At 70.2% G+C, this 14,940-nt stretch carries 13 protein-coding genes; 9 read left to right on the top strand and 4 right to left on the bottom strand.

Going from position 1 to position 14,940, the window contains the following annotated elements; all coding sequences use genetic code 11:
- Complete coding sequence (locus ACFQS9_RS04400) at positions 1-1,044, top strand: glutathione S-transferase family protein (protein WP_378401967.1); 1,044 nt, start codon at positions 1-3, stop codon at positions 1,042-1,044.
- Here the strand turns inward: ACFQS9_RS04400 and ACFQS9_RS04405 are convergent.
- Positions 1,014-1,427, bottom strand: a complete 414-nt coding sequence (locus ACFQS9_RS04405; protein ID WP_378401969.1) for a VOC family protein — start codon at positions 1,425-1,427, stop codon at positions 1,014-1,016. The two genes, ACFQS9_RS04400 and ACFQS9_RS04405, sit on opposite strands and share 31 nt — an antisense overlap.
- Positions 1,424-2,272: a helix-turn-helix domain-containing protein gene (locus ACFQS9_RS04410; RefSeq protein ID WP_378401971.1), complete on the bottom strand. Its 849-nt coding sequence runs from the start codon at positions 2,270-2,272 to the stop codon at positions 1,424-1,426. Before ACFQS9_RS04410 ends, ACFQS9_RS04405 begins: the two co-directional genes overlap by 4 nt.
- A gap of 131 nt (positions 2,273-2,403) precedes the next feature.
- Here ACFQS9_RS04410 and ACFQS9_RS04415 point away from each other — a divergent pair, with 131 nt between their 5' ends.
- The 3 genes from ACFQS9_RS04415 (at position 2,404) to ACFQS9_RS04425 (ending at position 4,315) form a co-directional block, all read left to right on the top strand.
- A complete protein-coding gene (locus tag ACFQS9_RS04415) occupies positions 2,404-3,081 on the top strand; it encodes a hypothetical protein (protein ID WP_378401992.1) in 678 nt (225 codons plus the stop codon).
- 23 nt (positions 3,082-3,104) lie between these two features.
- The gene (locus ACFQS9_RS04420) at positions 3,105-3,614 is read left to right on the top strand and encodes a hypothetical protein (RefSeq protein WP_378401973.1); all 510 of its coding nucleotides are present in this window, start codon (positions 3,105-3,107) and stop codon (positions 3,612-3,614) included.
- Positions 3,615-3,682: 68 nt separating this feature from the next.
- Positions 3,683-4,315 carry a DUF305 domain-containing protein gene (locus ACFQS9_RS04425; protein WP_378401975.1) on the top strand — a complete coding sequence of 211 codons (633 nt, stop codon included), beginning with the start codon at positions 3,683-3,685 and terminating at the stop codon, positions 4,313-4,315.
- Between the two features lie 603 nt (positions 4,316-4,918).
- Here ACFQS9_RS04425 and ACFQS9_RS04430 read toward each other — a convergent pair.
- Positions 4,919-6,739: an HNH endonuclease signature motif containing protein gene (locus ACFQS9_RS04430; protein WP_378401977.1), complete on the bottom strand. Its 1,821-nt coding sequence runs from the start codon at positions 6,737-6,739 to the stop codon at positions 4,919-4,921.
- Positions 6,740-6,779: 40 nt separating this feature from the next.
- Positions 6,780-7,958 carry a YbfB/YjiJ family MFS transporter gene (locus tag ACFQS9_RS04435; protein ID WP_378401979.1) on the bottom strand — a complete coding sequence of 393 codons (1,179 nt, stop codon included), beginning with the start codon at positions 7,956-7,958 and terminating at the stop codon, positions 6,780-6,782.
- 112 nt (positions 7,959-8,070) lie between these two features.
- Between ACFQS9_RS04435 and ACFQS9_RS04440 the strand changes: the two genes are divergently transcribed.
- The 5 genes from ACFQS9_RS04440 to ACFQS9_RS04460 form a co-directional block, all read left to right on the top strand.
- Positions 8,071-8,928: an LLM class F420-dependent oxidoreductase gene (locus ACFQS9_RS04440; protein ID WP_378401981.1), complete on the top strand. Its 858-nt coding sequence runs from the start codon at positions 8,071-8,073 to the stop codon at positions 8,926-8,928.
- Between the two features lie 72 nt (positions 8,929-9,000).
- Positions 9,001-9,954 (top strand): ABC transporter ATP-binding protein, encoded by a 954-nt coding sequence (locus ACFQS9_RS04445; protein ID WP_378401983.1) that lies wholly within the window; start codon positions 9,001-9,003, stop codon positions 9,952-9,954.
- On the top strand, positions 9,951-10,712 hold the full coding sequence (locus ACFQS9_RS04450; protein WP_378401985.1) for an ABC transporter permease: 762 nt from the start codon (positions 9,951-9,953) through the stop codon (positions 10,710-10,712). Before ACFQS9_RS04445 ends, ACFQS9_RS04450 begins: the two co-directional genes overlap by 4 nt.
- Before the next feature lie 44 nt (positions 10,713-10,756).
- Positions 10,757-14,608, top strand: a complete 3,852-nt coding sequence (locus ACFQS9_RS04455; protein ID WP_378401986.1) for an ABC transporter ATP-binding protein — start codon at positions 10,757-10,759, stop codon at positions 14,606-14,608.
- Positions 14,609-14,717: 109 nt separating this feature from the next.
- Positions 14,718-14,940 (top strand): 2-oxoglutarate dehydrogenase E1 subunit family protein (locus ACFQS9_RS04460; RefSeq protein WP_378401988.1); only part of this gene is annotated, 223 nt, incomplete at its 3' end.

A 14,940-nucleotide genomic window follows, 5' to 3' on the forward strand; every position in this document is an offset into this window, starting at 1 on the left:
GTGACCGACGAGAACAGCATCACCGGCGCGTACGTCGAGGCGGGCAAGGAGTTCACCCGCGACACCCGGTACGTCAGCACCCGGATCACCGCTGACGGCCGCGACGGCTACCCGGTCGAACCCGGTCGCTACCGCCTCGTCGTCGCGCGGGCGTGCCCCTGGGCGAATCGGGCCATCATCGTGCGGCGCCTGCTCGGCCTCGAGGACGTGCTGTCCATGGGCGTCTGCGGGCCGACCCACGACCAGCGGAGCTGGACCTTCGACCTCGATCCCGGCGGGGTGGACCCGGTGCTGAAGATCCCGCGCCTGCAGGACGCGTACTTCGCCCGCATCCCCGACTATCCGCGCGGGATCACGGTGCCCGCGATCGTCGACATCCCGACCGGCCAGGTGGTGACCAACAACTATCCGCAGCTCACCCTCGACCTCTCGACCGAATGGAAGCAGTACCACCGCGAGGGCGCGCCCGACCTGTACCCGGAGGCGCTGCGACCGGAGATCGACGAGGTCGCCGAGTTGGTGTTCAAGGACGTCAACAACGGCGTGTACCGCTGCGGTTTCGCGGGCACGCAGGAGTCGTACGAGGCGGCCTACGACCGGCTGTTCGCGAGGTTGGACTGGCTGACCCACCGGCTCGCGACACAGCGATTCCTGGTGGGCGACACCATCACCGAGGCGGACGTCCGGCTGTTCACCACCCTGGTCCGGTTCGACGCCGTCTACCACGGGCACTTCAAGTGCAATCGGAGCAAGCTCACCGAGATGCATGTGCTGTGGGACTACGCGCGGGATCTGTTCCAGACGCCGGGCTTCGGCGACACCATCGACTTCGCACAGATCAAGGAGCACTACTACGTGGTGCACTCCGACGTGAACCCGACTCAGATCATCCCCAAAGGTCCGGATCTCGCGAACTGGCCCGAGCCGCATGGTCGCGAAGCGTTGGGCGGCAGTCCGTTCGGCGACGGCACGCCGCCGCACCCGCCGAAGCCCGACGAGGTGGTCCCGGCCGATCACTGGGTCTTCGGCGGCTCTCCGGCATAGGTTCCGAAGCTCCAGTACACGCCCTCGGGGTCGCGGCAGGTGAACCCGCGCGAGCCGTAGTCCTCGTCGGTCAGCCCCTTCACGACGGTCGCCCCGGCGTCGACGGCGCGGCGGTACAGCGCGTCGGGGTCCGAGACGACGATGTACACCGAGCCCACCCCCGTCGGCAGGTCCCCCACCGCGGAGTCCGGACGTTGCGAACCGAGCATGATGCCGCCGCCGCCCGGCCAGTCCAGCTGGGCGTGGTCGACCCGCTCCCCCTCCCCATAGACGGCGGTCGGGGTGAATCCGAAGGCGTCCACGAGGAACGCGATGGCACCCCGCGCGTTCGCGTAGCTGAGCGTCGGCCAGATGGTGGTCGTGTTGGTCGTCTGTGTGGTCATGCCGTCGACACTGCTCCTTCTGACGCCTCGTCCGCTTGGATGAATGAGAACAACTCCTCGGCGCGCCACCTCGAGGGCGGGATACCGACGATGTCCCGCCAGTCCCGCGCCAGGTGGGCCTGGTCGTAGAAGCCGCACCGGGCGGCGGCGTCGGCGAGCGAGATCGACGGCCGGCTGCGCAGGAGTTGATGCGAGCGGTGGAAGCGCGCGAGCTTGGCCGCCTCCTTGGGGCTGACTCCGAACTCGGCGGTGAACCGGCCGACCAGGTGCCTTCTGCTCCACCCGACCTCGCGGGCCACCTGGCCGACCCGGATCACGCCCTCGGCGGCCGTGAGGAGCTGCCACGCGTGCTCGAGATGCGGGTCGATCTCGGCGTCCCCGAGACGCCGGGAGAACACCTCGTCGAGGACCGCGAACCTGGCCTCCCAGGAGGGCTGCGCCGCGATCCGGTCGCTGAGCTCGGTGGCGTCGGCGCCGAGCAGGTCCTCGAGCTCGACGACCCAGGCGCCGAGTTCGGCGGCGGGCACGCCCAGGAGTGCCCGGGAACCGGCCGGGGTGAGGGCCAGCTGGACGCCGTGCTGGTTGCCGTCGTGCCGGATCGTCACCGGCGCGGTGCACAGGCCGCTGGCGAGCGTGCCCCAGGCGCCGGGCTGCTGCCGAGGATCGGACATCCGCGCGAGCTCGAGCGGGGCGTCGAGCGCGATGATCACGGTCAGGTACGGAGAGGGCAGACCCAGGTGCGAGCCGGGCTCGAATCCCGCCAGCCGATATCCCTCGTACGGGGCGAGGTACGGGCGCAGGGGCCTGGCGGGCGCTGCCCGTCTACCCTCCGAGTGCCCGGCCATGAACTCAGCGTAGGCAGTGATCTGCGTCGCATCCAGCGATGCCGGGCTCGGGCCCGGAACAACACGACGAGCCCGACCGTTGGTAGGGAGTTCGGCCGCGGACGGTGCAGGCCGTGACGGAGGGGAAGACCATGGCGGACAAGCTGGGACGAATCGAGCAGGTCATCGTGTCGTTGCTCGACAACGGCGCCAGGCTGCAGGGACCCGCTGTTCAGAAGTATGTGGAGCGCGTCCGGCGCGCCCACCCCGACGAGAATCCGCAGCAGATCATCGAGCGGATGGAGAAGATGTTCCTCACCGCCGTGACCGGCAGCGGCGGTGCGGTGGGCGCGGCCGCTGCGGTGCCCGGCATCGGCACGGTCGGCTCGATCGCGGCGGTCGGCGCCGAGTCGGTGTTCTTCCTGGAGGCCTCCGCCCTGTTGACGCTGGCGATCGCCTCGGTGCACGGCATCTCGGTGCAGCAGCACGAGCAGCGGCGCGCCCTGGTCCTCGCGGTGGCACTGGGCGCCTCGGGCATGGAGATCGTGGAGAAGGCCGTCGGCGCGACCACGAAGAACTGGGGCTCGCTCATCACCAATCGACTCCCGGCGCAGACCATGACGGGGATGAACCGAAAGTTGATCCACAAGTTCGTCACCAAGTACGCGGCACGCCGGAGCGCGCTGATCCTGGGCAAGCTCGTACCCGCGGGCATCGGCGCGGCGATCGGCGGGACCGGAAACCGGGTGATCGGCAAGGGCGTGATCAACAACGCACGCGACGCCTTCGGCCCCGCACCCGCGCGGTGGCCGCTGGAGCTTACTACCTGACCCCCGCAGGGTATGGTTTAGCCATGGATCGGCTCCGCCTCGCCCCGCAGCGCGCCGCACTGTCGTGCGCGCTGCTGCTCGGCGCGCTGGTGTTCGGTCTGCTGGCGATGCATCACGTGGCGGCCGCCGTGCAGCAGGGTGGGCAGGCGCACGTCCCGCGGGCGGCGACGAGCACCCCGGCGATGGACGCGCACCTCCCGAGCCCGGCCCACGCCGCGATGACCCGATCCACCTCCCCGGCCATCGCACCGGATCGGCCGACGTCACACCCGGAGGCGTCGGCCCACGCCGCGGCGCCCACCGACCAGCAGCCCGCCGACCACCCGGGTGGTCACCACATGCTCAACGCGTGCGTCGCGGTCCTGCTCTCGGCGGTGCTGTTGGCGATGTCCCTGATCGCGTTCGGCCTGCCGTCGGGGGCCGGCCCCCGAATTTTCCGCGGCCGGTCCGCCGTGGCCCGCACCGGTCGCGGGCCACCCTTTGCCGCGCCCACCTCGAATCGCCTTGCCACCTTGTGCCTTCTGCGGGTCTGACAGGGCCACTGCGTCGTGCTCGACGCAGTCCGGCCTCTGATCACTCGAAAGACCAAGGAAGAACAACAATGAACACTCGTACCAAGACCGCCGGCCTGATCGCCGCGGCCGCTGCCGCCGTCGCCCTGATCGCGGGCTGCTCCAATGACGACTCCGGATCCGGCCATTCGATGGATTCGATGGGCTCCATGTCCACGACCGCGAGTCCTGCACCGTCCGCGTCGCCGGGCGCGCACAACAACGCCGATGTCATGTGGGTGCAGATGATGATTCCGCACCACCAGCAGGCCGTGGAGATGGCGGCGCTCGCCGAGGGCCGCACCGAGAACGCCGAACTGCTGGCGCTGGCCGGCCAGATCAAGGCCGCGCAGGACCCCGAGATCGCACAGATGACGGGGTGGCTCGCGGAGTGGGGCGCGCCGACGATGGCCGCCGACGCGAGCCATGCCGACATGGGCCATGGCGATGGTGGCGACGGGATGATGACCGCGGACCAGATGACCCAGCTCGAGCGGGCGTCGGGCGCGGACTTCGACCGGGCGTGGCTCGAGATGATGATCGCGCATCATCAGGGCGCGGTGGATTCGTCGTCCGCGATCCTGACTGACGGACAGAGCGAGCAGGTCAAGGAGCTCGCGCAGAAGATCATCGCCGGCCAGGAGGCCGAGATCGACCAGATGAAGTCGATGCTCGGGCAGTAGTCGCTCGAACGCACGTCCCCGTGGTCATCCTGGTGGCCCCGGGGACGTGCGCGTTCAGATTTGGGTTCTTGTTCGGACGTTCTTGCGGGTTTGGCCGAAACCTCCCGGTAGCCCGGGCCGTGAAAGGTACTGAACCAGAGGAGAATCCCACGATCTGCCCGGCGGGACCAGCGATCCGCACAAGAATAGAATGGCCCCTGGAAGATTCGAGATTCGTTTCAGAAGGCCATTCGCTCAAAGAGCTCTGATTTAGCCGATTCCGATACCTCCGCCGAGGCCGAACGTGACGTTCAACCACTTCAAAAATGCATCGAATGCCAGATTGAAATCGATTCCGACGCTACCCATCTTGGTTCACCTCATTGATTTCGGGAGATTTCCCGCCCTACCGTATCTATCGCCGAGGAGAGCTTGGGCGTTTCGCCCTAGCGGAGATGCCAAACATCGTCAGCTAATCGTGGGCAGTTCAAGGAGCTCGCCAAGAGGATCGTCGCCGGCCAGGAGGCCGAGATCAACCAGATGAACTCGATACTCAGGCAGTAGTCGCTCGAACCCTGCCGCACGTCCCCGTGGTCACCCTGATCGCCGCGGGGACGTGCGCATTCAGAACGGTGGCGGGTCTGGTGTCGGCGGTGGCAGTGGTGGGGTGTGGCCGCGGCGGCCGGTGATGTGTGGGCTGGGGGTGGTGTGGGTGTGGCTGCCGTGGGCGCCTGCGGGGAGGGTGATGGCGGTGGTGCCGGTGTGGGAGGTCCAGAGCAAGGCGTGGCCGGGAAGGGCGGTCACGGTCCAGCGGCCGAGGGTTTTGAGTTGGTGGTGGAACTGGCAAAGGCATTGCAGGTTGGACACGATGGTCCAGCCGCCGAAAGCCGGGTCGTAGGCCCAGTACTCGACGATGTGATCGGTCTGGCATTGGGCGGCGGGGCGGGTGCAGCCGGGGAATCTGCAATGGCCGTCGCGGGCGCGGACGAGTGCGGTGGTGGTGGCGTCGGGGCGGTAGGTGAGGGCGCCGTCGGGCGGAGTCGCGAATCCACCGTGCCCGTCGGGGTGTTCCGGTCGCGCCAGGGTCGGGTCGGCATCGATAGCGGCGAGGATCGCCTCGGTGATGGTGCCGACGCTGGTCGGGGCTGGTGGTGCGGTGTGTGCGCCGGGTTGGGTGTCCGACGCTCCGGTGCATGGTCCGGTTGGTGGGCGGGGCCCGAAGTCGGGAACGTACCCAGCTTTTCGGCGACTGCTTCGGGCGAGGAATGAGCGTAGACAGAATCGCGGCGATGCTGGGGGTGGCGGCTCGGTGCTAGGTGAGGTGGTCTCGGTGTGGTCAGCGGTGCCCGCCGTTGGTTCCGGTTTCGGTTCCGGCGCAGCCTCATTGACCGGGCCTGCGGCAGCACGGTCGGCGGAGTCGGTTTCAGCTTCGGTTTCGCCGACCTTGTCATGGTGGATCAGGCCGAGTTCCTCGGCGAGGTTGAGGGCTTCGGTGAGCTGTGCCTGCCAGGTCCCGTCTGCGGCGAGTGTGCGTGCCAACTCCGGGTCGATCAGTCCGTGGCCGTGCAGGTATGCGGGCTCGGAAAGCAACCCGAGCAGCGTCGCCACATCCATGGTGATCTGGGTCAGCGGTGCCCGCCGGCCCGGCAGCGCGGTTCGTCCGGCCTGGGTGCAGTCCTCGCGTCCGCAGCTGCACTGCAGGTACGGCTCGCCGTGCATGATCGCCATCACCGCATCGACCAGCCGGCACTGCTTGCCGCGCTTGTCATGCGGGCACACGGTGGCGGCGAACTCGGCGACCAGCTGCATCACCTGCTCGGCCTCCTCGGGGGAGACGGTGACCTCAATGGTGGAGGTGGTGGTGCCGCGGCCGCGTTTGATGATCCGCCGCCCCAGTTGCTGGGCGGTTTCGCGTTGCGCGGCGGCCTCTTCCGCCGAGAACTCGGAGATGAGGCGGCTGATTTCCCCTGCCAGCGGGCCGGGCGTCAGGTGCCGTGCCGCGGCCACGATCTCCGGTTCCAGGACCGCGACGGTCTCGGGTGTCAGTCCCGTTGTCTCCCGCGCGATGGCCCGCACCCGCGGCAGGTCCAGCTCACCCGCCTCGAACGCCGCCCGGGCCAGGGGGAGCCGCAGCCGCAGGTCCATCCCCAGCGACGCAAACGACTCCGCGACGGTCTTCGAGCAGCCCATCCGCACCGCCAGCTCGGCGATCGCATTGTTGCCGCAGTCGACGATGTCGCCCGACCCCAACCGGATATCGCGTTCGATCCACGATTCCCAGAACCGGCCCGCCGCCAACACCTTCCGCGCCGCACACCGATTCTCGACGCGCCACGACCGACCGACCTCGTCGAGGGCGGCGACATCAGCCAGCAACGACGCGGCCGCCGCCTCGGCACCGGCCCTCACCTCGCCCACCTGAACCCCACCACCGTACTCGAACATACATTCGACAATACCCCTGAGGGCCGACAGGAATGGGGTTTCAGCGTGAGATGACCTGCTCGGGTTCCGGCGCTTCCACCCGCCCGGCCCTCAACAGCGGCACCACGAACGCCAACCCGAGCACAAGGATTCCGGCCGCGACGGCCAGGGACCTCGAGTAGCCGGTGTCGAGCAACGGAGCCACCATCAGCGGGCCGAGCACCTGGCCGAGCCCGTACAGCGCCGTGCCGATGGCGGGGGCACGCGGGCCCACCAGTTCCGTGCCCTCCGCGAGCGTCAGCATCACGATCCCCATGAACGTGCCGCCGAAGGCCAGCGCAGCGACCAACTGCACCACCGTGGAGTCGAAGAGTGCCGAGGCCGCCACCCCGGCCACCTGGACGGCGTACGCCACCGCGAGCATCGCCACCCGGGAGTGCTTGCGCGACAGCCTGATCCACAGCACACAGGACGGCAGTCCGGCCAACCCGACCGCAATCCACACCGCACTCCCCAGCCAGGCCGACGTTCCGATCGACGCCACCGCGGCGACGATGAAGGTCGCGGACACGATGTAGCCGACGCCCTCGCAGAAGTACGCCGACATCAGCCAGGCGAACCTCGTCCGGTCCCGGCGCGACACCGGCGTCGCCCGGCCCGCCGAGGCAGCGGTCGCGGGATCACCACCGGGCAGCGACCACGCGAACAGCGCCAGCACCGCCGCCAGCACGGCCACCACCAGCCAGCTCACCCGCCATGATCCGCCGGACCCCAGCGCGAGCAGCGCGCAGCCGGACAGCGCGATGCCGGCCCCGATCCCACCGAACACCCAGCCGACACCGTCCCCGCCGCCCGTGACCTGCTGATGCGCCACCCGCGCGGTGTACACGAACAGCACCGCGCTGGCGACGCCCGCCAGGAACCGCAGGGTCAGCCACAGCGACATCGACTCGGCCGCCGGCATCAACGCCAGCGTCGCGACCAGCAACACCAGCGACACCCGTAATGCCGGGCGGCTCCTGGGAATCCAGTGCGCGAAGATCGCCACCACCGCGCCGACCAGGTAGCCGAGGTAGTTCGCCGTCGCCAGGGTGGCGGCGGACTCCGCGGTCAGGCCCGCCTGGTCCGCCATCAACGGCAGGATCGGCGTGAACGCGAACCGGCCCAGCCCCATCGCGACCGCCAGCGTGAGGCTCGCCCGCAGCACGAGCAGCCGATCGTTGCCCCCGGTAACCACCATGACCAGCAGGCTACGACCCGCCGAGAATCGCCGAATCAGCTGCCGGAATGAACTCCCGCGTCGCGAGGTTGCGCAAAGCACCCCTATGGCGAGCCAATCGGACGGAGAGCCCATGAGCGTCATCGAAGAAACCCCAGACCTCGGCCGAATCGGTGTGTGGCAGCCCGCGTACTTTGCGACTCCCGAGTTCGGGCAGGCGCTCGAACGACTGGGTTACGGCACCGTCTGGCTCGGCGGCTCCCCACCCGCGGACCTCGCGACCGCCGAGTCCCTGCTCGACGCGACCACCGGTCTCACCGTCGCCACCGGGATCACCAACATCTGGGTCTCCCCCGCCGCCGAGGTCGCCGCGTCGTTCCACCGACTGGAGGCGCGCCACCCGGGCAGGTTCCTGCTCGGCATCGGCGCCGGTCATCCCGAGCACTCCGGACAGGTCTACGCGAAGCCCTACCAGGCACTCGTCTCCTATCTCGACGAACTCGACGCGGCCGGGGTCCCCGCCGGGCGCCGCGTCCTCGCGGCCCTCGGACCGCGCGTGCTCAGGCTCGCGGCGGACCGCACCGCGGGCGCGCACCCCTACCTGACCACACCCGAGCACACCCGCGAAGCGCGCGAGTTGCTCGGCCCCGAACCACTTCTCGCGCCCGAGCACAAGATCGTGCTCGACACCGACGCCGCGGCCGCAAGGGCGATCGGCCGCCCCGTCGTGGAGAACCCGTATCTGCACCTACAGAACTACATCGCGAACCTCACCCGGCTCGGATTCACCGAGGCCGAACTCTCCGACGGCGGCAGCGACCGGGTGATCGACGCCCTCGTCGCGCACGGCGACGCCGCCGCGATCGCCGCCCGCCTCACCGAACACCTCGACGCGGGCGCAAACCATGTCGCCATCCAGGCGCTCCCCGTCGACGGCGACCAGCTGCCCGCCCTCACCGCGCTCGCCACGGCGCTCGGCCTGCAGAACTGAAACCGCGCGGGCGATCGGCCCGCCCCTCCCTCCGCGGATAGGCTGACGCCAATCACGGAGGGAGGGCACGGCATGAGCGCAGTGGGATACCCGGCGGCACTCGAGGCCAGCGGGCTGAGCAAGCGGTTCAAAACCGTTGACGCCGTGTCCGATCTGAGCTTCACCGTGCCGCAGGGATCGATAACCGGGTTCCTCGGCCCGAACGGCGCGGGCAAGACCACCACGCTGCGCATGCTGCTCGGCCTGGTGCGGCCGACCGCGGGCAGCGCCACCGTCACCGGTGTGCCGTTCGCGGAACTCGCGCAGCCCGCCCGGGTGGTCGGCGCGGTCCTCGACTCGCTGAGCCTGCACCCGAACCGCGCCGCGCTCGGACACCTGCTCGTCTACGCGGCCGCGATCGGGCTACCGGACTCCCGCGCGCGAGCGGTGTTGGCGCTGGTCGGGCTCGAACAGTCCGCACACCAGCGGGTCGGCACCTTCTCGCTCGGCATGCGCCAGCGGCTCGCGCTGGCGACCGCACTGCTCGGCGACCCACAGATCCTCGTCCTCGACGAGCCCGCGAACGGCCTCGACCCGGAGGGCATCGCGTGGCTGCGCGATTTCCTCAGGGCGTTCGCCGGATCCGGCCGCACCGTCCTCGTCTCCAGCCACGTCCTCCGTGAGGTCGAGCAGACCGTCGACCGCCTCGTGATCGTGAGCGAGGGCCGCCTCGTCTACCAGGGTGGCCTCGACGAACTGCGACGCTCGCGTCAGGGCCGGGTCCTGGTCGCCGCTTCCGATCCCGCGACCCTGGCGATCGCCCTGGCCGCCACCGGCATCACCGATGCCCAGGTGCTGCCCGACGGCCGCCTCGCCGTCACCGGCGCGGAACTCGACACGATCGCGGCCATCGCCCATCCTGCCGGGGTCCGCATCTTCGGCGCGACCGCCGAGCCGGTCGACCTCGAGCAGGTGTTCCTGTCGATGACCTCCGGCCGGTACGCGGCGGGGTACCCGCAGGGCCAGGCGTACGGGGGTCCGCGATGACCGCACTGCTCACCGCCGAACTGCGCAAGGTCACCACGCTGCGCTTCTGGTGGGCCCTCGCGATCGCACCGCTGGCGGTCGCGCTCTTCTCCGGGGTGATCTTCGCGGCCGTCGACGACAGCCTCGCCACCATCGACGCGGAACTGACCACCAGCGCGGCGAACGTCGGGCTCTTCATCACGATCGGGTGGGTCGCGCTGTTCGCAGGCGTGTTCGGGGCGGTGAACACGGGCACCGAATTCCGGTTCAGCACACTGACTCCCACCTTCCTCACCGCCTCGGGCCGGGATCGGGTGCTCGCCGCGAAACTGATCGTGACGGCGGCGTTCGGAGGGCTGTACGCGATCGCGGCCCTGGCCGTCGCGGTGATCTGCCTGACGGCGTTCGGCGGCGCCGCGGACTTCGACGGCTCGCTGACGGGACTGCTCGCGACCGGGGTGCTGACATCGGTCGCCTGGTCACTGCTCGGGGCCGGACTGGGGCTGGCGTTCGCATCCCCTGTCGGCGCCGCGATCGCCCTGCTCGCCTGGTATCCGGTGGGCGAGATGATCGTCGGCACGGTCCTCGCGGGGTTCGGCGCCGGATCGGTCGTGCCGTGGTTGCCCGGCGCGCTCACCCTGTCCACCGTGCTGGGCGCGGCCACCGACGGACTCGCCGACACCGCGCCGTGGCCGCTCGCGCCGGTGGCCCTGCTGGCCTGGGCGGCGCTGTCCGGCGGCCTCGGCTGGTGGCTGACGCGGGCCCGCGACATCACATAGGCCTGAAACACTCGCGTCGGACCCCGGGGCTACCGTGGTTTTCGATGGCGAACTCGGAGAACGAACGCGGCTGGATACGTCGGCTGGCCGCCGAATGCTGGGCCCACCGGACCGTCGTGCTCGGCGCGCTCACGGTCACGGTGATCGCCGCGATCATCGACATCTCGTTCCCGCTCCTGACCCGGATCGCGATCGACGACGCCACCAGCGGCGCCACCGAGATGATCGCGACCGTCGCCGCGACCATCGCGGCGCTGGCCGTGGTCCGGTTCGGCTGCCAGTTCGGCCGCCGGATGCTCGCCGGGCGGCTCTCCATCGACGTGCAGCACGACCTCCGGCTCGGGCTGCTCGGCTCGCTGCAACGCCTCGACGGCGCCGGCCAGGACCAGATCCGCACCGGGCAGGTGGTGTCCCGCTCGATCACGGATCTGCAGTTGGTGCAGGGCCTGCTCGCCATGGTCCCGTTGTCCGCGGGGGCGCTGATCCAGTTCCTGCTCACGGTCGTGGTGATGGCGTACCTCTCCCCGCTGCTCACCGTCGTCGCGCTGCTCGTGGTCCCGGCGGTGTCGCTGGTGGTCTGGCGGATCCGGCCCACCTTGTTCGCGGCCACCTGGTCGGCCCAGCAACGTGCCGCCGACCTCGCCCAGCATGTCGAGGAAACCGTCACCGGGGTCCGCGTGGTCAAGGGCTTCGGTCAGGAGGCCAGGGCCGTACAACGCCTCGAGGATCTCGGCCGCGACCTGTACGCGGAGCGGATGCGGGCCGCCCGGATCAACTCCCGATTCACCCCGACGATGGCCGCGCTGCCCCAACTCGGCCTGGTCGGGGTGATCGCCCTCGGCGGCGCGCTGGCGCTGGGCGGCTCGATCTCCGTGGGCACCTTTCTCGCCTTCGCGACCTACGTCGCGACGATGTCGAACGTCACCCGGCTCCTGTCGTCCGTGGTGATCATGGCCCAGCTGTCCCGTGCCGCCGTCGAACGGGTCTACGAGGTGATCGACACCGAGCCGGCGGTCGCGGACCCCGCGCACCCGGTCCCCCTGCCGTCCGGACCGATCGGTGTCCGGCTGCGCGGGGTCACGTTCGGCTTCGAGCCGGGGCGCGACGTGCTGCGCGACCTCGACCTCGACCTCGCCCCGGGTGAGACGGTGGCCGTCGTCGGCCGGGCCGGCGCCGGCAAGACCGCACTGTCGCTGCTGCTCCCCCGCTTCTACGCCCCCGCCGCGGGCAGTGTGGGACTCACCGTGGAGGGGCAGGTATTCGACGTGGCCGACCTGCGCGGCGATCAGCTGCGCGAGGCCGTCGGGCTGGTCTTCGACGAGCCGTTCCTGTTCTCCGACACCATCTCCGCCAACATCGCGCTCGGCCGGTCCGACGCGAGTGCCGAGGAGATCGCGATGGCGGCGAAGATGGCGCAGGCCGACGAGTTCATCGAGGCGCTGCCGGACGGATACGACACCGTCGTCGGCGAGCGGGGGCTGACCCTCTCGGGCGGTCAGCGACAACGGGTCGCGCTGGCCCGGGCGCTGCTGGTCGCACCGCAGCTGCTCATCCTCGACGACGCCACCTCCGCCGTCGACGCCGCCACCGAGGCCGCGATCTTCGACACCCTGCGCTCGCAGCGCGATCGGACCACGCTGATCCTGGCGCACCGGCGCTCGACGCTGACCCTGGCGGACCGGGTCGCCGTCCTCGACGACGGCCGGATCATCGACAGCGGGACGATCGCCGAGCTCGACGCACGCTGTCCGTTGTTCCGGGCGCTGCTCGCCGACCCGGATCCGGAAGGCGCGCACTCGGACCCGACGCCGGTGCCCACCGGACCCGAACCCACCGACGCGCAACTGTGGCCCGAGACCGTGCCCCTTGCCGAGCTCGACGCGGTCGTTGCCGACAACGGGGCCCCGCCGGCCGGGCACGGACACGGCGGCGCCCCGGGCCGCGGCGGTGGCGGTGGCGGTGGCGGCGGACCGATGGCCGGCGCCCTCGGCGATGTCGCGGCCACCCCCGAGCTGCGCGCGGCGGTCCGGGCACTGCCACCCGCCGTCGAGGACCCGCGGATGGACGAGGTGAGCCTGCGCGAGCCCGACCGCGACTTCCGCCTGTCGTCGCTGCTGCGGCCGGTCCGCTGGATCCTGGCCGCGGTGATCGCCTGCCTCGCGCTCGATTCGCTGGCGGGCGTGGTGTTCCCGTCGATCGTCAAGTTCGCCATCGATCAGGGTGTGGTCCCCGACCAGCCGTCGGCGCTGTGGTGGGCGACGCTCGCGGGCGTCACGCTGGTGGCCGCCAACTGGGCGGTGGTCGCGGTGATGACGGTGATCACCGCCAGGGCCGGAGAGAAGGTTCTCTACGGCCTGCGGGTGCGCAGCTATGCCCACCTGCAGCGGCTCGGGCTCGACTATTACGAGCGCGAGCTGTCCGGCCGGATCATGACCCGGATGACCACCGACGTCGACGCCTTGTCGACGTTCCTCCAGACCGGCCTGTCCACGGCCGTGGTCAGTGTGCTCACCGTCGTCGGCATCTCGGTGGCGCTGCTGCTCACGGATGTCGTCCTCGCGCTCGTCGCCCTCGCGGTGGTGCCGCCGCTGATCGTCGCCACACTGGTCTTCCGGCGAGTGTCCTCCGTCGCGTACTCGGTCTCACGCGAGCGCATCTCGCTCGTGAACGCCGATTTCCAGGAGAACATCGCCGGCCTGCGCGCCGCCCAGGCGTATCGGCGCGAGGACTTCGCGGCCGAACGCTTCGCGGAGCGGGCAGACAGCTATCGGCGCAGCCGGATGCGTTCGCAGCTCGCGATCTCGATCTTCTTCCCGTTCATCACGCTGCTCTCGGACCTGGCGCTCGCCGCGGTCGTGCTGGTCGGCGCCCGCGAGGTGGCCGGCGGCGACGCCACCGCGGGGACGCTCGTGGCGTTCGTGCTCTACCTGGGGCTGTTGTTCGGGCCCATCCAGCAGCTCTCGCAGGTGTTCGACGGCTATCAGCAGGCCAGGGTCGGCCTGAGCCGCATCGGCGACCTCCTGCGTACGTCCAGCTCTCTAGAGGAAGCCGGCTCGATCGAGACCGCGACCCAATCCGACATCGTTCCCATCGAGGGCCACCTGCGCGGCGACGTCGCCTTCGCGGGGGTGAGCTTCCGCTACAGCGGCGCCGAACGGGACGCGCTGAGCGGAGTGGACCTGCGGATCGAGTCCGGACGCACCGTCGCCCTCGTCGGCAAGACCGGCGCAGGCAAGTCGACCGTGGTCAAGCTGCTCGCCAGGTTCTACGACCCGACCGAGGGCTCGGTCCGCGTCGACGACGTCGACCTGCGGTCCTATCCGCTGCACCGGTACCGCGGCCGGCTCGGCGTGGTCCCCCAGGAGGCGCACCTGTTCTCCGGGGACGTCGCGAGCAACATCGCCTACGGCAGGCCCGACGCCACTCGCGACGAGATCGTCGCCGCGGCCCGCGCGGTCGGGGCACTGCACACCATCGCCGGCTTCCGGGGCGGGATGTTCCAGCCGATCGGGGAACGCGGTCAGGGCCTGTCCGCCGGGCAGCGACAGCTGATCGCCCTGGCCCGCGCCGAGCTGGTCGACCCCGACCTGCTGCTGCTCGACGAGGCCACCGCGACCCTGGATCCCGCGACCGAGCGAACCGTGCTCGAGGCGGGCAGGCTGCTCACCCGCCGCCGGACCGCCGTCATCGTGGCGCACCGCCTCGCGACCGCCGCGCAGGCCGACCTCGTCGTCGTGATCGACGACGGACGGATCGTGGAGTGCGGGCGGCACGGCGAGCTGCGGCGTGCCGGTGGTCACTATGAGCGCCTCTGGGATGCAGCGCAGAGCCAGGCCGGGAATAATTCGCGAGGACTAACCGTCATCGATAGTAGTGAACCCGGCGGCCTGAAGTGATGTACTTCACTCGACGGGCGCCCGGTGCGCGCCCGTCACAGATGGGGGCTAGCCTCAGGTCTATCCGCGCTGATCTGGGACCAAGAGAGAAACGAGGCGAACACCTGCCGTGAGCAGCAGTTCTACGTCACAATTCGGACAGAACCAGTGGCTGGTCGACGAGATGTACCAGAGGTTCCAAAAGGACCCGGCATCCGTCGACGCGAGTTGGCACGAATTCCTCACCGATTACACGCCCGATGCTTCCGGAGCCGGCAACGGCGTGAGCACCCCCACGGTGCCCGCGGCGCCCGCCCCGACGAACGGCACCGCCGCGCCCGCGACGAACGGCA

This window comes from Rhodococcus daqingensis (assembly GCF_042665615.1).
Taxonomy (GTDB): Bacteria; Actinomycetota; Actinomycetes; order Mycobacteriales; family Mycobacteriaceae; genus Rhodococcus_G; species Rhodococcus_G daqingensis.